This is a genomic window from Caulobacter sp. 602-1 (genome assembly GCF_003931565.1).
GTDB lineage: Bacteria > Pseudomonadota > Alphaproteobacteria > Caulobacterales > Caulobacteraceae > Caulobacter.
This window is the reverse complement of the sequence record NZ_RRYI01000002.1, coordinates 273,595-293,048: the sequence shown is the minus strand read 5'-3', so window position 1 is coordinate 293,048 and position 19,454 is coordinate 273,595. Positions and strand designations below refer to the sequence as shown.

Genomic DNA, 19,454 nt, shown 5'->3' with positions numbered 1-19,454 from the left:
CATGACCATCTTCGACAAGCGCGAGCTTCTGCGCGCCGTCGCGGGCCTGACCGTGGCGGGCGGGCTTTCCCCGCTGGCGGCCTTGGCCCAGCCGCCGAAAGAAGATCCCTTCACCCTGGGCGTCGCGGCTGGCGATCCCGCGCCGGACGGCTTCGTGATCTGGACGCGCCTGGCGACGCGGCCGCTGGAGTACGGGGGCGGCCTGCCGATGCGGGCCATTCCGGTGCGCTGGGAGGTGGCCGAGGACGAGGGCTTCGGCCGGGTCGTCCTGTCCGGCGAGGCCGTCGCCCGCCCGGAACTGGGTCACGCGGTGCATGTCGAGTTGGCTGGTCTGCGGCCGGCGGCGCGATACTGGTACCGTTTCCACGCCGGCCAGGCGTCCAGCCGGATCGGCCGCGCCCGCACGACGCCCGCGCCGGGCGCCGCACCGGGCCAGGTGCGGCTCGGCGTGGCCGGTTGCCAGCACTACGAGCAGGGCCTCTACACCGCCTATGCTCATCTGGCGGCCGAGGGGGAGCTGGACGCCGTGTTCCACTACGGCGACTACATCTACGAAGGCCGATCCGGCGTCGCCTGCTTGCCGATCAACGGCGACAAGACCTGTTTTCGCCAGCACGCGGGCGACGAGATCTACAGCCTCGACGACTATCGGCGACGCTACGCCCAATACAAGACCGATCCCGACCTGCAAGCGGCCCATGCGGTCGCGGCGTTCATCCCGACCTTTGACGACCATGAGGTCGACAACAACTGGGCCGGTCGCGCCGATCAGGATGGCGCGCCGCCCGAGATCTTCGCCCTGCGCCGCGCCGCCGCGCTGCAGGCCTGGTACGAGAACATGCCAGTGCGACGGGCGCAGTTCCCGGACCGGGGCGCGATCGTGGCTCATCGCCGGATCCAGTACGGCGATCTATTGCGCATCCATGTGCTGGACACCCGCCAGCACCGCTCAGGCCTGGTCTGCGGCGGCGGCAAGCCCACCGCGCCGTGCGAGCCGATCGGGACCCCAGGCTCGATGCTGGGCGCCGCCCAGGAAGCCTGGCTCGCCCGGGGCCTAGCCCAGCCGACCCGTTGGAACCTGCTGGCGCAACAGGTCATGGTCATGCCGTTCCTCTACCCTGCCTCCCGCCCCTCGGGCCGCGCCAACGAAGACTCGTGGAGCGGCCGCCCGGACGCTCGCCAACGTCTGATCCGCGCGATCCAGGATCGCGGCCTTACCAATGTCGTGATCTCCACCGGCGACGTGCACAAACATCATGCCGGCGTGGTTCCCAGCCGCGAGGGCGCGTTGGACTCGCCGCCGGTCGCCACGGAATTCGTCTCGACGTCCATCAGTTCGGGGGGCGACGGCTACGATATGCCGCCCGGTTGGGAGGGCGTCGCGGCCGACAATCCGCAATGTCGCCTCAGCAACGGCCGTCGCGGCTACCAGGTGTTCGACATCCGACCTGATGCTTGGACGACCGACCTGCGCGTGATCGACAAGGTCAGCGCGCCGGGCGGGCGGGTCTCCACCTTGGCGCGGTTCGTGGTCGAACCAGGTCGCCCGGGGCTGCATGTCTCGCGGTGAAGACCTGGGCGCGCATTCGCCGCCGCTGTGTCGCCAGGGACTGGACATCCCGGCCGCCGCGCCGCGAGCAAGATCGCTCCGAAGCGGAAGTCCGCCGAAGCCCGCCCCTCGAGTCGACTCGTTCCAGGAGGCGAACCTTCTACTGTCTGGAAGCGCACGAGCGGCCCGCCTCAGCCTTTCTGCTCCAGGCCTCCGGCCCTTCGGCCCGCACCTTGACCAGCATATCGGGAGCGTCGCTGAAGGCGCCGTCGATCCCTCGCGCGAAGAGCCGACGCGCTTCGGTCTCGACGTCGCCAAGCCGATGACCGAATCCCGGTGACGAGGGATCGCCGCAGCGTAGTTCGACGGGCAGGTCCAGGTTTTCCGGATTGACGCTCCAGACGTGAACCTTCAGGCCCGCGGCATGGGCGTCGGCCACGAAATCGCTGGCGGGCAAGCTGCGCCCCTCGACGTCGCGCGGCAGGATGATCTGGGTCTCGGGCCCGACGATGTCGGCGAAGCTCGCGATCTTCCTCAGGCCGTCGGGCGACCAGACGTCCGACCATCGGGCGATGTGGTTGGCGGCCAGGATCGCGGCCGGCGGCGACTGGCTGTTGACCAGGAACATCAGCTTGATCGGCGTCATGCTCCGTAGGGCGATCAAGGCCGACGGGAAGAACGACTGGATAATCACCGGCGCGTCGGCGGTGTTGAGGCCGTTGGCCGCCAGCACGTCGATCAACGCCTTCTCCATCGGCAGGCCGACGCTCCGGAAGTAGTCCGGGTTCTTCAGCTCGACATAGAGGCCCACCGGCCGGCCGCGCGCGGCGGCGCCCGCCTTGGCGATGTCGATGATCTCCTGCAGCGTGAACACGGACTCCTGGCCGTCGTACCGGGCGCTTTCGGGCCGGGCGTCGGGCCGGCGCTCGCGCGACCTCAAGGTCTTCAGCTCGGCCAAGGTGAAGTCCTCGACGAACCAGCCGGTGAAGGTCTCGCCGTCGATGGTCCGCGTGACCTTGCGGTTGGCGAATTCGGGGTGGCGGGCCACGTCGGTGGTGCGGCCGATCTCGTTCTCGTGCCGGGCCACCAGGACGCCGTCCCGGGTCATGACGAGGTCCGGCTCGATGAAGTCAGCCCCCATCTGAATGGCCAGCTTGTAGGACATCGCCGTGTGCTCGGGCCGGTAGGCGCTGGCGCCCCGATGACCAATGACGATAGGCGATGCGGCCGGCGTCGCGGCCCTGGCGGGGTCGGTCAAGGCCAGCAGGAACGCGGCCGACAGCAGAAGACGTCGCATGGTCTTTCCCCCCGTCAGCGATGGATGGTCAGGCGCAGGCCGTAGACGCGCGGTTCGCCCAGCACGTTGGTCGGCAGGCCGATCGACTTGCCGGCGCTGCCCGCGCCCTTGCGATAGATCTCGTCGGTCAGGTTGCTGCCGAAGGCCTCCACCTCCCAGTTGCCCCGGTCCGGCGCGTAGCTGATCCGTACGTTCAGCAGGCCGAAGCCGTTCTGGAACTCGTCCTGGCCGGCGTCGGGCACGAGCAGGCCCGCTTGCAGCTCGGGCCGATCGTTGTCGTCGGCGAAGAAGATCTTCGAGCGCCAGGCATAGGTCGGGCGAAGGTCGAACTTACCGCCCAGCCCCGTCCAGCGCATCGAAGCGCCCAGCGACACCATGTGGTCGGGCGAGCGGGCGAAGTGGTTGCCCTCATAGGCGCCGCGCGTGAAGCGGGCGTGGTTGTAGGCGTAGGTGGCGAAGAGATCGAAGTCCGGCGTCGCGGCGAAATCGGCCTGCCCTTCGAAGCCATAGGCTCGCGCCGTGCCGGCGTTGGTGGTCACGAAGGTCGATCCGCGCTGCTCGCGGGTCTGGAAGTTGTCGTAGTCATAGGAGTAGAGCGAGGCGTCGACGCGCAGGCGTTGGTCAAGAAGGTCGGCCTTGATCCCCGCCTCATAGGCCTGAGCCGTCTCGGCGGGAGCGACGGCGAAGGTCGGCGTCCCGTCCGGAGCCCCCGGCGCGCCGGCCGAAAGCACGGCGGGCCGGCGGCCACGCGAATAGCTCGCATAGACATTGGCGATCGGGCTGAGAGCGTAGCGACCGGTCAGACGCCAGGTGACGCCGTGATCGTTCAGATCGCGGCCGGTGAGGTCGCCATTGTGGGCCGTGGGCTGGGCCGAGACCCCGAACAGTGGAAGCGGGCCGTTGAGCGTAGCGCCGTAGGCGGTCATGCCCTGGATCAGGGCGCGGGCCGTGGCGACGGCGGTCGGCGTTCCGGCGGCGGCGATTCCGGCCGCGCCAATGGCGCCGCCCAGGATGCTGCGGCCCTGGACCGAGCTTCCCCAGATCGTGGTCTTCTCGTCGCGGCTGTAGCGCAGGCCGCCCGACAGCTCGAAGCGGTCGGTGACGTGGAAGGTCATGTCGCCGAACAGGTCGTAGGAATCGAGGTCGGACTCATTGCGCGAGGTCTCGACGTGGTGCGGGTCCAGACGCGCGGCCAAGGCGGACGCTTCGGCGCTGGTCAGCACCAGATTGCCCTTGCTGGACTGGGCGACCAGCCCCTGCAGCAGCGCGCCGGTGAAGGCGGTGTTGTCGAACAGCGCGGCCGGCGCCGGCGTGGTCTTGGGCAGGCCGGTGAACGGTCCGCCGTTCAGCATGCCGCTCGCCTGGGCCAGTAGCATCCGCTCGTCGAAGCGGACGTCGACACGGGCTTTGGAGCGCTCGCGGTAGTAGTTGGCGCCGGCGAACCAGGACACGCGGCCGCCGTTGTCGTAGTTCAGGCGCAGCTCCTGGCTGAACTGCGCCCCCCCGACATCCTCCATGTTGGTGAACAGCGGCAGCGACGTGCCGTCTGCGTCATAGACCTCGGCCGCATCGATGTCGCGGTAGCTGGTCGTGGCGTTCAGGGTCAGAGCGTTCGTGACCTTGTACTTCGCCAGCGCCATGACGCCGTTCTGGCGCTGGTCGACGCCCAGGTGATGGCGCGGCGCGAAGTCGGTGGGCTTCGAGAGCCAGACAGGATCGTTCACCCGCGTCCCCGCCAGCACCTTGCCCGTCGCCGGGTCGGTGGGACTGACGTACATGGACTTGAAGCCCGTGCCGTTCGTCTCGTCGTCCTGGTGGTTGTAGATCAGATCGGCGCTGAAGCGATCGTTGGGCTTGAAGCTGAGCGCGATCCGGTAGGCGTTGGTGTCGATGGCGTTCAGGTCGCCGTCGGCGTTGGGATCAAGGTTCTTCTGGTAACCGTCGCGGCTTTTGCGACGACCGGCCACGCGCAGCGACACGGTATCGGACAGCGGCAGGTTCAGCATGCCGTCGATCTGGTAGTAACCCAGGTCGCCGCCTTCGGCCGCCAGCGACCAGTCCAGGTCCGGGCCGGCCTTGTTCTGGATCACGTTCAGGGCGCCGATCAGGGCGCCCCGGCCGAACAGTGTCGACTGCGGTCCCTTGGCCACTTCCACGCGGGCGTTGTCGTAGAGCTCGATATAGGAGCCGCGCGACTTGGAGATCGACACGCCGTCTTGGAACACCGACACGCGGGGTTCGGTGAACGAGTCGCCGCCCGAGGAGGTGATGCCGCGCATCACAAAGATGGGATTGTTGGGCGACTGGTCCTCGACCATCAGCCCCGGCACGTGGGTCGCCAGCTCGCGGAAGTTCGTCACCCCCAGCCGCTCCAGAGCCTTGCCGCTGTACGCGGTCAGGGCGAAGGGAACGTCGATGGTCTTCTGTTCGCGCTTCTGGGCGGTGACCAGGATTTCGTCCAGGGCGATGGCGGTCTCCCGCCGCGCCGGGCGCAGCGAGATCGTGCGGCCGTCGTCGGCGGCGATCTCCAGGTCGCCGGCGCTCAGCAGGCGCGACAGCGCGGCGTGAGCGGGCAGGACGCCCTTGATCGCCGGAGCCTTGCGGCCCGACAGCTCGGCCGATGGAAAGAAGATCTGCACGCCGGCCTGACGCGCGAAGGCGTTCAGTGACGCGGTCAGGTCGCCCGCCGGGATGTCAAAGGCCACGGCCGGAGTCTGGGCGAAGGCGGGCGCGTGGATGGCGAATGCCGCCGTCGCGGCCAACAGGGCCGCGTAGCTGATGTCCTTGGAAGTCATCGAATATCCCCGAAAGCCTCGCGCCGTGGCGCGGTCGATGGGGAGACGCTCAGGCGCGCCGCCACCGCCAAGTTCGGAGGGATTTATTTCGCGCGGGTCAGGATCACATCGTCGCCGACCCGGCGCGCGGTCACGCCGAGGCTCGCCGACAGGGCCTGCAGGAAATCGGCCGGGTCCGACGACGTGAAGCGCCCTCCCACCCGTACGGCGGCCAGCTGCGGGTCGACGATCATCAGCTTGCGGCTGAGGTAGCGGTTGTACTCCTCGACGGCGACCGACAGAGGCTCGTCCTCGAACACGACCTCCCCGCGCGGCCAAGCCTCGATGGATAGCAGTTCGGGCGCGGCCGTCGGGCGGGTCAGGGCGCCGCTTGCCGTAAGGGTCAGGTTGTAGGCCGACATGGCGGAGACCGAAGATGTCATCGCCCGCCCGCTCAGCACCGTGACGTCGATCACCGGGCCGCGCATGCGGGCGTTGTATCGGCCTCTCGGCTGTAGGCGCACGGTCTCAGCGCTCGCGCGCAGTACGAAGGGCCGATCGGCGGGCGTCAGGCCGACCTCACCCCGCTGCAGCCATACCTCGACGCGATCGCGGTGTTCACGCCAGCGCACCTCGGTGTCGGTGTTCAGGGTCATGATCGCGCCGTCCGCCAAGTGGCGGTTCAACCGCTGGCCGACGGCGCTGACCAGTCTCTGGCGGGCGAAGGCTCGCGTGGCGGCGCCGCCGCCCAGCACCGTCACGGCGCCAATCCCCGCCGCCTCAAGCAGCCTCCGGCGCGACAGCCGGGGCCCGGGCGCGGGGACCGACGCAGGCTGATCCAGGGCGCGCCCAACGCGCGCTAGATCCGACCAGAGCGCCGCGGCCTTGGCGAACGCCACGGCATGACGCGGATCAGCGTCGCGCCATCGCTCGAACGCCTCCTGGTCCGCCACACCCATGTCCAGGCGCGTCAGCCAGGACGCGGCCTGGGCGGCGATATCGTCCGGAGCATCGTCCAACGGTGAAGGCGCGGAGGAATCAGGCAAGGGAGGGTCTCGATCGCGGTTTCACCCTAGAGACGCTCGAACCGCGACGCACCTCCACTTTGCGTGTCTGATCCCGCCTATTCGCCGTTGGTGCGCCGACGAGGCCCGCTTTTCGAGGCCGCCGCGGGCGCTCCCACCGTGGAGCGCGCGTCCGCGTCCATCGCCTGAGACAGCAGAAACATGCCCCGCGCCAGACGTTTCTCAAGGGTCGAGAGGCTCAGACCCAGCCGGCGGGCGATCTCTTGCGGCGACAGCTCCTCGAAGCGACGCATGACGACGACTTGGCGACAGCGATCGGGCAGCCGTTCCACGGCCTTCAGCAGGCGGCGCAGCTGCTCGCGCGCGATGGTCTGGCTCTGGGCGTTCGGCGTCTCGTCGGCCAGATCCGCGGCGTCGAGACCAGCGATCTGACGTATGCTGACCACCCGTGCTCGCCGCATCTTCTGGATGGCGAGGTTGCGGATCATGGCGAGCGTATAGGCCTTGGGACTGGCCAGATCGCGCCAAGTCTCCAGTCCAAACAGCTTGGCGTAGGCGTCTTGAACAAGGTCGGCCGCATCATCGGCGTCCCCACAGAGCCGTCGCGCATGCGCCAAATAGGCTGGCTCGTGCGGCAAGACCTCCTCGATGAACCAGCGGTCCTGGTCGCGCAAGTATGACATGGGAGAGTCCCGTCGGCCGTCGCGCCGCCGCTTTAGGCCCGCCCCATGTCAGCGATGTGAAGGTCGTCGGGTCGCCGCGGGCCTCGGGCTGGAGCCCGACATGCGCCAGACCCGGCCCCGCCACGAGGATGAAGCGCATTCCGGGGGTTCCATACGGGCTTGCCGCCGCGACGGACCGGCTTCACTCTCCCGCCATGGTCGAGACCATTTTCAAAGGCGGCTGCCTTTGCGGCGCTCTGCGCTGGGAGGCCGATCGCGCGCCGGACTTCATGGGCCTGTGCTGCTGCGCCGACTGCCGCAAGGCGTCGGGCGGGGGCTTCATCCCGTTCATGGGGTTTTCGGCGTCGGCCCTGACCATAAAAGGCCCGGCGCGACAGTACCGCAGCCGGGCCTTCCGAGGGGGCGAGGCCACCCGCAATTCGTGCCCCACTTGCGGGGGCCTCGTCTTCGGCGGCGAGCATGGGCTGAGTGACAGCCACACGATCTACGCCGGCAGCCTGGACGACCCGAACCTGTTCAAGCCGTCCATGGTCCTGTTCAACCGCGACCGTCCGGACTGGGTGATCCCGCCGGAAGGCCTGACGGTCTTCGAGACGATGCCCGACTAGACCAAGCCCCCTAGACGAAGTCGCCTAGACGAAAGCCCCGGCGTCGTGGTGGTCGGCCGGCTGGGCGATCAGGGCCACCGTGTCGATCGAGGCCGGGATGCTCGCCTCGGCCGGCGCCTTGGCCGCCACGAGGGCGCCGCCATAGCTGGCCTTGCCGTCATAGGCGTCGGTCAGGAAGGCCTTGGTCGCCTCGGCATAGGACCCAACGCCGGCGTTCATGCCGGCGTACATCACGAAGCCGGCCATGGCGGCCTTGGCCCCCAGGGCGTCGTGGCCATAGGCGGTGAAGTAGTTCTGCTGCGAGACGATGTAGTCGACGGCCGCCGCGACGTTGATCCCCGCCGCCCCGGCCTTGGCGTTGCCGATGATGGCGTCATAGGCCTTCACCACCGCGTCGCGGAACGACAGGCTGTCATAGGCGGTCTTGAACGCCGCCGCGCCCGCGCCGCTCATCGCCTGGTTGACCGCGAACTCGATATATTTGTTGCCGGTGTTGTAGATGGCGTAGGCGTAGTCGGTCAGGTCGGTGGTGTTGGTGGCGCTGTCGATCAGGTCGTTCAGCGCCGTCTGGCTGGGCGTTTTGCCGGTGAAGAAATTCATCGCCTGCAGCGCCAGGGCCGAGGTGTCGACCGAGTAGCCGACCAGCTTGTCGATGAAGACCGCCTTGGTGATCTTGTTGGCGATCACGTCGGCTTGCAGCTGCGCCAGCTCCTTCATCTCGGCGTAGAAGGCGTTGGCCACCTTCTCGCCGTTCGGGCCGCTCAGATATTCCGAAAGCGCCTTCGACGAGCTGGCCGAGATGCCGGCCAGGGCCTTGTAGGCGTCCTGGATCTGAGCCTCGGTCAGCACGATCGGATTGGCGACCGTGCCGGTGCCGCCCGTCCCAGAGCCGAAGGCCACGCTGAGCGGCGTATCCAGGGGATATTTGCTCAGAGCCTCCTTGAAAGTCTGGATGCCGAGATTGATCAGGGCCGGATTGGCTTCGACCAAGGCCAGGGCGGCGTCGACCTCCGGCGTCAGCACCCCAACGCTCTTCAGAAGCGGCCTCAGGTCGACGAACTTGAAGGTCGCCTGGATGAAGCCGCTGTCGACCAGCTGGATCAGGAATTGGAAATCGCGAAGTGTCGGTTCGGCCATGACGGATCCCTCGGGGACCCTCGCCGCACCACGCGCCACACTCGGTCCCCGAACGCCGTTCTACGTTTCCGGCGCCCGGGACCGACATCCCCCGAACGGGGGGTAGCCAGAAGGACTCAACCTCCAGGCAGCGTGCCGGGACGGATATAGGCGAACATGTGCGGCACCCAGTCGGGCTTGCCCAGCGGGACGCCCTGGTTGCGCAGGATCGCGTAGGCGGTCGTGACGTGGAAATAGAACTGGGCCAGGGCCCAGTCCCGCAGGAACTGCTCGCCGGTCAGGTCGAAGACGATACCGTTGGGCATCTTCAGTTCGATCGGCTTTTCGGCCGCGCCGTCGAAGGCCGAGGCCGGGGTCGCCTCGATCCGCGCCACGGCGTCGGCGAGTTGCGCCCGCAGGCCGGCGAAGTCGGTCGCGTCCTCGGCCGGAGCGAACGACTCCGCGCCCGTCAGATGACGCAGCAGGTCGCTGGCCTGGACGCAGACGAAACGGACCTGGGTCGACAGCGGAAACATGTCCGCCGCCAGCCGCGCCCCGATCAGGCTCTCCGGCGCCAGGCCGTGCTCAGCGGCGTGAACCTCGCCCTTGGACAGCTGGGCCGACAGGCCTTTCAGCATGTGGGCGTAGGTCGGGATGGCGATCGCGTGCAGGTCCATGGGCGTCCTCCGATTTGGCATGGGAGGTAAGCCGGACTCGGCGTCAGGCGCCAGGCCCGAACCGCGCCACCAGATCGTAGGCCTCGCCAGGGAAGACCTGGCGTACGCGAGTGACGTGCTGGCCCTCGCGCCAGGTGCGGCGGTCGACGACGAGGCAGGCCGCGCCCTCGTCCAGGGCCAGCAGGCGGGCGTCGTCGGCGTCGGCGTTGACCGCGCTGATGCGGCTCTCGGCCTCGGTCCAGGCGACGTGCTCCAGCAGCCAGGCGCCGGGCGGGACCCGTGCGAAGTCGGCGGCTTCCATCTCGGGCGCGGCCTTCAGGGAGACCAGCCGCCGCTCCAGGGCGAACGGCCGGCCGCCGGCGTCGTGGACCCCCTCCAGCGCCAGAAGCTTGCCGCCGGCCGCCAGCTCGACTTCCTCGGGGGCGTCGCGGTCGGCCGTCCGCACCGCCCGGGCCAGCAGGCGGAACGCGTAGGTCTCGCCGCGCGCGACGATCTCGGACTGGATGTCGGGGATGTTCAGCACCGGCGCGTGAACCTTGGGTCGGGCCACGAACGAGCCGGCGCGTTTGCGGCGCACGATCAGCCCGGCCTCGACCAGGGCGGTCATGGCCTTGTTCACCGTCATCCGCGAGCAGCCGTACTCGGCCAGCAGCTCCGCCTCGGTCGGCGCGCGATGGCCGGGGGCCCATTCGCCGGAGCGGATGCGCGCCTCGATGTCCGAGCGGATGCGCTGGTGCAGCGGTCCCGTCACGCCAGCAGGGCCTTCAGGGTCTGGACGTAGCGCGCGGTGATCGCCTCGCGGGCGTGGTGGCGGCCGCCCGAGACAAGTCGCTTGCCGTGCCGCCAGACGGTGTCGATCCCGCCGCCAACGAAGACCAGGCTGTCGATCAGCGTGTCGCCGGAACGGCCGACGATGTTCGGATGGTTCGCGTCCAGCGTGATGAAATCAGCCGGCGCGCCACGGCGCAGGCCGCCGCGTCCGACGCCCAGCGCCTGCGCCCCGCCCAGCGTCGCCGCGCGCCACAGGTCGCCGCCAGTCGAGCGCTGGGGGCCGCCCGCCAGCACGTTGCGGGCGCGGCGGGTCAGGCGCTGGGCGTATTCCAAGGTCCGCAACTCCTGGGCGGCGTCGATCACGATGTTGGAGTCGGTCCCGATTCCGAAACTTCCGCCAGCGGCCAGGTAGTCCGGCGTCGGAAAGATCCCGTCGCCCAGATTGGCCTCGGTCACCGGGCACAGGCCGGCGGTCGCGCCGCTCTTGGCCAGGCGCTCGGTCTCGGTGGCGTTGATGTGAGTGGCGTGGATCAGGCACCACTGCTTGCCCACCTCGGTGTGGTTCATCAGCCAGCGGACGGGACGCTGGCCGGTCGCGGCCAGGCAGTCGTCGACCTCCTTGGTCTGCTCGGCGACGTGGATATGGATCGGCCCGCCGGCGGCCAGCGGGACGATAGCGTCCAGCTCCTCGGCCGTAACCGCGCGCAGGCTGTGCGGGGCGACGCCGACCACCGCCTCGGGCAAGTCCGCCACGATCGCGCGACAGGCCTCGACCAGCCGCGCGAAGCCGTCGAGGTCGTGAATGAAGCGCTTCTGGCCGTCGGTCGGCGGCAGGCCGCCGAAGTTGCTGTGCGCGTAGAACACCGGCAGCAGGGTCAGGCCGATGCCGGTCTCCTCGGCCGCCGCCGCCATACGCGCGGCCATCTCGGCCGGGTTGTCGTAAGCGCCGCCGTCGGGCGCGTGGTGCAGGTAGTGGAACTCGCCCACCCGCGTGAAACCGCCCTCCAGCATCTCGACCTGACCCATGGCGGCGATGGCCTGGGCCATGTCGGGATCCAGCCGCTCCAGGAAGCGGTACATGACCTCGCGCCAGGTCCAGAAGGTGTCGCCGGTGTCGCCGCGCGTCTCGGCCAGACCCGCCATGGCGCGCTGGAAGGCGTGGCTGTGGACATTGGCCAGGCCCGGCAAGGCGGGGCCGAGACGGACAGCGTCGCCCGCCGACGTATCGGTGTCGATACGGGCGATACGGCCATCGGTGATGGTGAACTTCACACCCCGCGCCCAGCCGTCCGCCAGCAGGGCGCTCTCGCACCAGACCACCGTGGAAGACTCGGAAATGTGCGCGTCGGTCACTGGACAAGCCTCATCGTTCGCAAATATGTCTATACATATTGAAGCGGCCCGCAAGAGACGGTCCGCGTTGGCGGAGGCAGGCTCATGCGCTGTGATCGGGTGTGGATCAACGCCCGTCTCGCGACCCTGGCCCCGGATCGCGAAGGCCTTGGGATCGTCGAGGACGGCGTCGTCGCCAGCCTGGACGGGCGCATCGCCTATGCCGGCCCGGCGGACGATGCGCCAGCCTTCGAAACAACCGAAACCATCGATGTCGACGAGCGCTGGATCACCCCCGGCCTGATCGATCCCCACACCCATCTGGTCTTCGCCGGCGACCGCGCCCACGAGTTCGAGCTGCGCCTGGCCGGCGCCTCATACGAAGAGATCGCCCGCGCGGGCGGCGGCATCGTCTCGACCATGCGCGCCACCCGCGCGGCCTCCGAGAGCGAACTGGTCGCCGCCGCCCTGCCCCGCCTGGACGCCCTGATCGCCGAGGGCGTCACCACGGTCGAGATCAAGTCCGGCTACGGCCTCTCCCTCGACGACGAGATCAAGAGCCTGCGCGCCGCCCGCACCCTGGCCGACATCCGGCGCGTCGGCGTCAGCACCACCTTTCTGGGCGCCCACGCCCTGCCGCCGGAATACCGCGACGACAAGGACGGCTATGTCGCCCTGGTCTGCGAGAAGATGATCCCCGCCATCGCCGCCCGGGGCCTGGCCGACGCGGTCGACGGCTTCTGCGAGGGCATCGGCTTTTCACCCGACCAGATCCGCCGCGTGTTCGAAGCGGCCAAGGCCCATGGCCTGCCGGTCAAGCTGCACGCCGAGCAGCTGTCGAACCTCGATGGCGCCGCCTTGGCCGCCGCGTTCGGGGCGCTGTCGGCCGACCACCTGGAGCACCTGGACACGGCCGGGATCGCCGCCATGGCGGCCTCGGGCACGGTCGCGACCCTGCTGCCCGGCGCCTACTACTTCACGCGCGAAACCCGCGTCCCGCCGATCGCGGCTCTTCGGGAAGCGGGCGTGCCCATGGCCCTGGCCACCGACTGCAACCCCGGCACTTCGCCGCTCACCTCGCCGCTGCTGGTCATGAACATGGCCGCCACCCTCTTCCGGATGACCGTCGAGGAGTGCCTGGCTGGCGTCACGCGCGAAGCCGCGCGGGCCCTGGGGCTGCTGCACGATCGCGGGACGCTGGAGGCCGGCAAGGCCTGCGATCTCGCCCTCTGGGACATCGAGCGTCCCGCCGAACTTGTCTATCGCATGGGCTTCAATCCGCTCCATGCGCGCGTGTGGAGAGGCCAGTGACCAAGCTTGTTCTGAACCCCGGCGACGTGCCGCTGGCCGACTGGAAGGCGATCTATCGCGGGGCCTCGGCGCGCCTGGCCGAGAACGCCTGGCCAGTGATCGCGGAGAGCGCGGCGGCGGTCGAACGCATCCTGGCCAAGGGCGAGCCGGTCTACGGCATCAATACCGGCTTCGGGAAACTGGCCAGCGTCCGCATCGGCGACGCGGACCTGGAGACCCTGCAGCGCAACATCGTCCTGTCCCACGCCGCCGGCGTCGGCGAGCCGTCGCCGGTTCCGGTCATCCGCCTGATGATGGCCCTGAAGCTGGCCAGCCTGGCGCAGGGCGCCTCGGGCGTGCGCGTCGAGACCGTGCGGATGCTGGAGGAGATGCTGCTGCAGGGCCTAACGCCGGTGATCCCGTGCCAGGGCTCGGTCGGCGCCTCGGGCGATCTGGCGCCGCTGGCGCACATGGCCGCGACCATGATCGGGGTCGGCGAGATCTTCGTCGAGGGCGAGCGCAAGCCGGCCTCCAAGGCGCTGAAGAAGGCCGGCCTCGCGCCCCTGACGCTCGGCCCCAAGGAAGGCCTGGCCCTGCTCAACGGCACCCAGTTCTCGACCGCCAACGCCCTGGCGGGCCTGTTCGAGGCCGAGCTGCTGTTCCAGTCAGCCCTGGTCACCGGCGCGCTGTCGACGGAAGCCGCCAAGGGCTCGGACACCCCGTTCGATCCGCGCATCCACGCCCTGCGCCGCCATGCCGGCCAGATCGAGACCGCCGCCGCCCTGCGCGGCCTGATGGCGACCTCGGAGATCCGCGCGTCGCACCTGAAGGCGGACGAGCGCGTCCAGGACCCCTACTGCCTGCGCTGCCAGCCGCAGGTGATGGGCGCGGCGCTGGATGTCCTGCGCCAGGCGGCGGCGACGCTGGGGACCGAGGCCAATGGCGTCTCGGACAATCCGCTGATCTTCCCGGAAGCCGATGAGGCGCTCTCCGGCGGCAATTTCCACGCCGAGCCGGTGGCCTTCGCCGCCGACATGATCGCCCTGGCCGTCTGTGAGATCGGCTCGATCGCCGAGCGCCGCATCGCCATGCTGGTCGACCCGGCGCTGTCAGGCCTGCCGGCCTTCCTGACGCCCAAGCCCGGCCTGAACTCCGGCTTCATGATCCCGCAGGTCACGGCCGCCGCCCTGGTTTCGGAGAACAAGCAGAAGGCCTATCCGGCCAGCGTCGACTCGATCCCCACTTCGGCCAATCAGGAGGACCATGTCTCCATGGCCGCCCACGGCGCGCGGCGCCTGCTGGGCATGGTCGAGAACGCCACGGCGGTGCTGGGCATCGAGCTGCTGGCGGCGGCGCAGGGCTGCGACTTCCACGCTCCGCTGCGGTCGAGCCAGGCGCTGGAAGCGGTGCGGACCCTGACGCGGAGCCAGGTGCCGCATCTGGACGACGATCGGCACTTCCACCCGGACCTGGAGGCGGCCAACGCCTTGGTGCAGTCCGGTGCGGTGATCGCCGCGGCGGGCGACCTGCCGGGGGTTAGCGGATGAACTGGCTCCAGATCGCCCGCGGCGACGCGCCGCTGATCGTCAGCCTGCCCCACACCGGGACCGAGATCCCACCCGATATCGAGGTCGGCCTCACCTCCCCCTGGCTGGCCCGCAAGGACGCCGACTGGTGGGTCGACCGGCTCTACGCCTTCGGCGAGGGGATGGGGGCGACGATGGTGCGGACGGCGATCTCGCGCACGGTCATCGACGTCAATCGCGACCCTTCGGGCGCCTCGCTCTATCCGGGCCAGGCGACGACCGAGCTGTGTCCCACCACCACCTTTGACGGCGAGCCGCTGTGGCGTGATGGCGGCCCGGACGCAGCCGAGATCGACAGTCGCCGGGCGATGTACTTCGAACCTTATCACGCCGCCCTGCGCGCCGAGATCGACCGCCTGCTCACGATCCATCCGACCGTGGTGCTGTACGAGGCGCACTCGATCCGTTCGCTTGTGCCGCGCCTGTTCGACGGCGAGCTGCCGCAGTTCAATCTCGGAACCAACAGCGGCGCCTCCTGCGACGACGCCCTGACCGCCGCCGTCGAGGCCGCCTGCGACGCCTCGGGACGCTCGCGCGTCTCCAACGGCCGCTTCAAGGGCGGCTGGACCACGCGCCACTACGGCCAGCCAGCGACCGGCGTCCACGCCATCCAGATGGAGCTGGCCTGCCGGGGCTACATGGACGAACCCGCCGAGCTCGCCGAAGACACCTGGCCCACGCCGTTCCACGCCGACCGCGCCGAGCCGCTGCGCGCGGCGCTGGAAGACGTCCTTTCCGCCTGCCTCACCTTCGCCCGGAGCCACCGAGCATGACCCGCCGCGACAACACCCGCATCATCCGCCCCGCCACCGGGACCGAGCTCACCGCCAAGTCCTGGCTGACCGAAGCCCCGCTGCGGATGCTGATGAACAACCTGCACCCCGACGTCGCCGAGCGGCCGGAGGAGCTGGTCGTCTATGGCGGCATCGGCCGCGCCGCCCGCGACTGGGAGAGCTTCGACAAGATCGTCGAGACCCTGCGCCGGCTCGAGGACGACCAGACCCTGCTGGTCCAGTCCGGCAAGCCCGTCGGGGTGTTTCGCACCCATGCGGACGCGCCCCGGGTGCTGATCGCCAATTCCAACCTGGTGCCCCGCTGGGCGACCTGGGAGCACTTCAACGAACTCGATAAGCGGGGTCTGGCCATGTACGGCCAGATGACCGCCGGCTCGTGGATCTATATCGGCGCCCAGGGTATCGTGCAGGGCACCTATGAGACCTTCGTCGAAATGGGCCGCCAGCACCATGGCGGCGATCTGTCGGGCAAGTGGCTGCTGACGGCGGGCCTGGGCGGCATGGGCGGGGCGCAACCCCTGGCGGCGGTGATGGCCGGCGCTTCGTGCCTCGCCATCGAGTGCCAGCCCTCGCGGATCGATATGCGGCTGCGCACCGGCTATCTCGACAAGTCCACCGACAGCGTCGACCAGGCCCTGGCCTGGATCGAGGAGTCGTGCGCCGCGAAATCCCCGATCTCGGTCGGCCTGCTGGGCAACGCCGCCGAGCTGCTGCCGGTGCTGTTCAAGCGCGGCGTCCGCCCCGACCTTCTGACCGACCAGACCAGCGCCCATGACCCGATCAACGGCTACCTGCCAGCCGGCTGGACCTTGGACCAATGGGCGGACGCCAAGGCGCGCGATCCGCAGAGCGTAAACCGCGCCGCCCGCGCCTCGATGGCCACGCACGTGCGGGCCATGCTTGACTTCCAGGCCGCCGGCGTCCCGACCGTCGACTACGGCAACAACATCCGCCAGATGGCGCTCGAGGAAGGGGTCGAGAACGCCTTCGACTTCCCCGGCTTCGTGCCGGCCTATATCCGGCCGCTGTTCTGCCGGGGCGTCGGGCCGTTCCGCTGGGCGGCGCTGTCGGGCGATCCGGAAGACATCGCCAGGACCGACGCCAAGGTCAAGGAACTGATCCCGGACAATCCGCACCTGCACAACTGGCTCGACATGGCCGGCCAGAAGATCAAGTTCCAGGGCCTGCCGGCTCGCATCTGCTGGGTGGGTCTGGGCGATCGCCACCGCCTGGGCTTGGCCTTCAACGACATGGTCGCCAGTGGCGAGCTGAAGGCCCCGATCGTCATCGGCCGCGACCACCTGGATAGCGGCTCGGTCGCCTCGCCGAACCGCGAGACCGAGGCCATGCAGGACGGCTCGGACGCCGTATCGGACTGGCCGCTGCTGAACGCCCTGCTCAACACCGCCTCGGGCGCCACCTGGGTGTCGCTACACCACGGCGGCGGGGTCGGCATGGGCTTCTCGCAGCACGCGGGGATGGTGATCGTCTGCGACGGGACCGAAGCGGCGGCCAAGCGGATCGCGCGGGTGCTGTGGAACGACCCGGCCTCGGGCGTCATGCGCCACGCGGACGCCGGCTACGACATCGCGCTCGACTGCGCGCGGGAGAAGGGCCTCGACCTGCCGGGGATCCTTTAACGAACCAGCTGCGCCGCCGCCTCGGCGGGGCTCTTCTTGCCGGTGTCCCGATCGACCGCATAGTTGGCCGCCTGCATCGCCTTGACGTCGATACTGCCGCCTAGCGGCGTCAGGGCGTCCAGCAGCCGGCGATCCCCGGCCCGCTTCGGCGAGACCAGGATCACCGCGTCATACGGCGGCAGCGCGCCCTTCGGATCGCCCAGCAGCACCAGGTCGTCGGCCGCGATCCGTCCGTCCGACGAGAAGGCCGAGATCACGTCGGCCTCGCGGCTCGCCAGCGCCCGATACATGAAGGTCGGCTGGAACTGGCGCTTGGCCTTGAAGCTCAGGCCATAGGCCTTGACCACCGCCGCCCATTCCGGCCGCGAGAAGAACTCCAGGTCGCCGCCCATGACGAGGTCAGGCGCCTTGGTCGCCAGGTCGGCCAGGGTCTTGACGCCTAGCTGCTCGGCGCGGTCGCGGCGCATGGCCAGGGCGTAGGCGTTCTCGAAGCCCAGGGCGCTGAGCAGCACGACGCCGTCGCGGGCCTTCAGCTCGGTCCTCAGGCCGTCCCGCACCGCCTGGCGGCCGGGATTGTCGGTCCGGTTCAGGACATTGGCCCACAGGGTGCCGGAATAGTCGACATAGGCGTCGATCTCGCCGCTCGCGAGGGCGCGGTAGGCGACGGCCGAGCCCAGGTTCACGCGGCGCTGGACGCTGGCGCCCCGGGCCTCCAGCTTGCCGGCCATCAGCTCGGCCAGGATGTACTGTTCGGAGAAGTTCTTGGCCCCGATCACATAGGTCGGCCGGCCTTGCGACAGCGCCGCGCCGGCCAGGGGCGCGATCGCCGCCAGCAGGCCGATGGCGAGGCCCGCGCCGCCGGCCCACAGGCGCCGGCCGTCGCGTCGCGCCACGCCGGCCTCGATCAGGCCCAGCAGGCCGTCGACGATCAGCGCCAAGCCCGCCGAAGCCGCGCAGCCGACCAGCACCGCGACCCAGTCCTCGGTCTGGAGCCCTGAGAAGATGTAATCGCCCAGCGAGGTCTGGCCGACGGGCGTCGAGAGCGTCGCCGCCCCGATCGTCCACACGGCGGCGGTGCGCACCCCGGCCATGATCACCGGCGCGGCCAGGGGCAGTTCCACGCGCCACAGCCGCTGGCGGTCGGTCATGCCCACGCCCCGCGCGGCCTCGACCACGGCCGGGTCGACGCCGGAGACGCCCGCCGCCGCGTTCCGCAGGATCGGCAGCATCGAATAGAGGGTCAGGGCCAGCAGCGAGGGCAGGAAGCCCAGGGCCGGGAAGCCGTGACCCAGCACCTTCGTCGCCAGGCCCGAAAGCAGCAGGAGCACCGGATAGAACAGGGCCAGCAGGGCCAGGCTCGGAATGGTCTGCACGAGGCCCGCAGTCGCCAGCGAAATCCACTTCAGGCGCGGGCTGCGGGCGGCCGCGATCCCGAGCGGCAGGGCGATGGACAGGCCAAGGGCGAGCGCGGAGGCCGACAGCGCGACGTGCCAGCCCAAACGCTCGGGAAGCGCCGCCAACGCGGCGGAGAGACGATCAGCCACGGGCCAGCTCCGCCAAGCGCTCGGCCTGCCGTCTCGGCGCGGCGATCAGCTGGGCGACGACGGGATCGGAATGGCCGGCCAGCAGCGCGCACGGCGGGGCCTGGGCCAGCACTTGGCCATTCGCCATCACCACCACCTCGTCGGCCAGCAGCAGGGCCTCGCCGACGTCGTGGGTGACCATCACCGTGGTCAGGCGGAGCCGCTCGTGCAGCGCCCGGACATCGTCGGCCAGGGCCGCGCGGGTCACCGGATCCAGCGCCCCGAACGGCTCGTCCATCAGCAGGATCGCGGGCCGCGCGGCCAGAGCGCGCGCCACGCCGACCCGCTGGCGCTGGCCGCCCGACAGCTGCGATGGCGCGCGGCCGGCGATCTCGCGCGGCAGGGCCACGAGGTCGAGGAGTTCGTCGGTCCGCGCGGCGATCTCGTCGGCCGGCCACCCCAGTAGCTCGGGCGTGACACCGATGTTCTGGCCCACGGTCATGTGGGGAAAAAGGCCGATCTCCTGAAAGACGTAGCCGATGCCGCGCCGCAGTTCCGGTCCCGGCTTGGCGGCGATGTCCGCGCCGTCCAGCAGCACCCGGCCCGCGCTCGGGACGGACAGGCCGTTCATCAGTTTCAGCAGCGTGGTCTTGCCCGCGCCCGAGCCGCCGACCAGGGCGACGAAGCGGCCCTTGGTGATCGTCAGCGAGGTTGGCGCCAGCACCGCGCGCCCGCCGTACGTCTTGCTGACCTGATCGAGAACGATGGCTTCGGTCATGCGGGCTCCGG

General features: G+C 69.7%; 16 protein-coding genes. 6 read left to right on the top strand and 10 right to left on the bottom strand.

What is annotated here, in order from left to right:
• Position 1 precedes the first annotated feature (1 nt).
• Positions 2-1,570, top strand: a complete 1,569-nt coding sequence (locus tag EIK80_RS06185) for an alkaline phosphatase (protein WP_125156105.1) — start codon at positions 2-4, stop codon at positions 1,568-1,570.
• A gap of 139 nt (positions 1,571-1,709) precedes the next feature.
• Here EIK80_RS06185 and EIK80_RS06180 read toward each other — a convergent pair whose 3' ends face one another.
• From EIK80_RS06180 to EIK80_RS06165, 4 genes are all read right to left on the bottom strand, one after another.
• On the bottom strand, positions 1,710-2,846 hold the full coding sequence (locus EIK80_RS06180) for a glycerophosphodiester phosphodiesterase family protein (RefSeq protein ID WP_125156104.1): 1,137 nt from the start codon (positions 2,844-2,846) through the stop codon (positions 1,710-1,712).
• 14 nt (positions 2,847-2,860) lie between these two features.
• Complete coding sequence (locus EIK80_RS06175) at positions 2,861-5,641, bottom strand: TonB-dependent receptor (RefSeq protein ID WP_199743398.1); 2,781 nt, start codon at positions 5,639-5,641, stop codon at positions 2,861-2,863.
• Between the two features lie 83 nt (positions 5,642-5,724).
• Positions 5,725-6,666, bottom strand: a complete 942-nt coding sequence (locus tag EIK80_RS06170) for a DUF4880 domain-containing protein (protein ID WP_125156103.1) — start codon at positions 6,664-6,666, stop codon at positions 5,725-5,727.
• A gap of 77 nt (positions 6,667-6,743) precedes the next feature.
• Positions 6,744-7,328: an RNA polymerase sigma factor gene (locus EIK80_RS06165; RefSeq protein WP_125156102.1), complete on the bottom strand. Its 585-nt coding sequence runs from the start codon at positions 7,326-7,328 to the stop codon at positions 6,744-6,746.
• 194 nt (positions 7,329-7,522) lie between these two features.
• Between EIK80_RS06165 and EIK80_RS06160 the strand changes: the two genes are divergently transcribed.
• A complete protein-coding gene (locus EIK80_RS06160) occupies positions 7,523-7,936 on the top strand; it encodes a GFA family protein (RefSeq protein WP_125156101.1) in 414 nt (137 codons plus the stop codon).
• A 24-nt stretch (positions 7,937-7,960) separates the two neighbouring features.
• Here EIK80_RS06160 and EIK80_RS06155 read toward each other — a convergent pair whose 3' ends face one another.
• The 4 genes from EIK80_RS06155 to EIK80_RS06140 all read right to left on the bottom strand — a co-directional run bounded on the left by EIK80_RS06155 (position 7,961) and on the right by EIK80_RS06140 (position 11,853).
• Positions 7,961-9,073 (bottom strand): hypothetical protein, encoded by a 1,113-nt coding sequence (locus EIK80_RS06155; protein ID WP_125156100.1) that lies wholly within the window; start codon positions 9,071-9,073, stop codon positions 7,961-7,963.
• A 116-nt stretch (positions 9,074-9,189) separates the two neighbouring features.
• Complete coding sequence (locus EIK80_RS06150; RefSeq protein ID WP_125156099.1) at positions 9,190-9,729, bottom strand: DUF1993 family protein; 540 nt, start codon at positions 9,727-9,729, stop codon at positions 9,190-9,192.
• Positions 9,730-9,772: 43 nt separating this feature from the next.
• Entirely contained in the window at positions 9,773-10,480 is a 708-nt protein-coding gene (gene hutC / locus EIK80_RS06145; protein ID WP_125156098.1) for a histidine utilization repressor, read from the bottom strand.
• Entirely contained in the window at positions 10,477-11,853 is a 1,377-nt protein-coding gene (locus EIK80_RS06140; RefSeq protein ID WP_125156097.1) for a formimidoylglutamate deiminase, read from the bottom strand. Before EIK80_RS06140 ends, hutC begins: the two co-directional genes overlap by 4 nt.
• 84 nt (positions 11,854-11,937) lie before the next feature.
• On the opposite strand from EIK80_RS06140, the gene hutI reads away from it, so the two are divergent.
• Genes hutI through hutU form a run of 4 tightly spaced genes read left to right on the top strand, consistent with a single transcriptional unit; the run spans position 11,938 to position 17,142 of the window.
• A complete protein-coding gene (gene hutI / locus EIK80_RS06135) occupies positions 11,938-13,143 on the top strand; it encodes an imidazolonepropionase (RefSeq protein WP_125156096.1) in 1,206 nt (401 codons plus the stop codon).
• Positions 13,128-14,669 carry a histidine ammonia-lyase gene (gene hutH / locus EIK80_RS06130; protein ID WP_125156095.1) on the top strand — a complete coding sequence of 514 codons (1,542 nt, stop codon included), beginning with the start codon at positions 13,128-13,130 and terminating at the stop codon, positions 14,667-14,669. The genes hutI and hutH overlap by 16 nt, the downstream gene beginning before the upstream one ends.
• Entirely contained in the window at positions 14,666-15,481 is an 816-nt protein-coding gene (hutG, locus tag EIK80_RS06125; RefSeq protein ID WP_125156094.1) for an N-formylglutamate deformylase, read from the top strand. Before hutH ends, hutG begins: the two co-directional genes overlap by 4 nt.
• Entirely contained in the window at positions 15,478-17,142 is a 1,665-nt protein-coding gene (hutU, locus tag EIK80_RS06120; RefSeq protein WP_125156093.1) for a urocanate hydratase, read from the top strand. The genes hutG and hutU overlap by 4 nt, the downstream gene beginning before the upstream one ends.
• Here the strand turns inward: hutU and EIK80_RS06115 are convergent.
• Both EIK80_RS06115 and EIK80_RS06110 read right to left on the bottom strand, forming a co-directional pair.
• Complete coding sequence (locus EIK80_RS06115; protein ID WP_125156092.1) at positions 17,139-18,686, bottom strand: glycine betaine ABC transporter substrate-binding protein; 1,548 nt, start codon at positions 18,684-18,686, stop codon at positions 17,139-17,141. The two genes, hutU and EIK80_RS06115, sit on opposite strands and share 4 nt — an antisense overlap.
• On the bottom strand, positions 18,679-19,443 hold the full coding sequence (locus tag EIK80_RS06110) for an ABC transporter ATP-binding protein (protein WP_125156091.1): 765 nt from the start codon (positions 19,441-19,443) through the stop codon (positions 18,679-18,681). Before EIK80_RS06110 ends, EIK80_RS06115 begins: the two co-directional genes overlap by 8 nt.
• Positions 19,444-19,454 lie beyond the last annotated feature (11 nt).

What these genes read in the sequence shown, in the direction of transcription:
- EIK80_RS06185 (WP_125156105.1), top strand. Translation starts at nt 2, where the DNA reads ATGACCATCTTCGACAAGCGCGAGCTTCTGCGCGCCGTCGCGGGCCTG.
- EIK80_RS06180 (WP_125156104.1), bottom strand. Translation starts at nt 2,846, where the DNA reads ATGCGACGTCTTCTGCTGTCGGCCGCGTTCCTGCTGGCCTTGACCGAC.
- EIK80_RS06175 (WP_199743398.1), bottom strand. Translation starts at nt 5,641, where the DNA reads ATGACTTCCAAGGACATCAGCTACGCGGCCCTGTTGGCCGCGACGGCG.
- EIK80_RS06165 (WP_125156102.1), bottom strand. Translation starts at nt 7,328, where the DNA reads ATGTCATACTTGCGCGACCAGGACCGCTGGTTCATCGAGGAGGTCTTG.
- EIK80_RS06160 (WP_125156101.1), top strand. Translation starts at nt 7,523, where the DNA reads ATGGTCGAGACCATTTTCAAAGGCGGCTGCCTTTGCGGCGCTCTGCGC.
- EIK80_RS06155 (WP_125156100.1), bottom strand. Translation starts at nt 9,073, where the DNA reads ATGGCCGAACCGACACTTCGCGATTTCCAATTCCTGATCCAGCTGGTC.
- EIK80_RS06150 (WP_125156099.1), bottom strand. Translation starts at nt 9,729, where the DNA reads ATGGACCTGCACGCGATCGCCATCCCGACCTACGCCCACATGCTGAAA.
- hutI (WP_125156096.1), top strand. Translation starts at nt 11,938, where the DNA reads ATGCGCTGTGATCGGGTGTGGATCAACGCCCGTCTCGCGACCCTGGCC.
- hutG (WP_125156094.1), top strand. Translation starts at nt 14,666, where the DNA reads ATGAACTGGCTCCAGATCGCCCGCGGCGACGCGCCGCTGATCGTCAGC.
- hutU (WP_125156093.1), top strand. Translation starts at nt 15,478, where the DNA reads ATGACCCGCCGCGACAACACCCGCATCATCCGCCCCGCCACCGGGACC.
- EIK80_RS06110 (WP_125156091.1), bottom strand. Translation starts at nt 19,443, where the DNA reads ATGACCGAAGCCATCGTTCTCGATCAGGTCAGCAAGACGTACGGCGGG.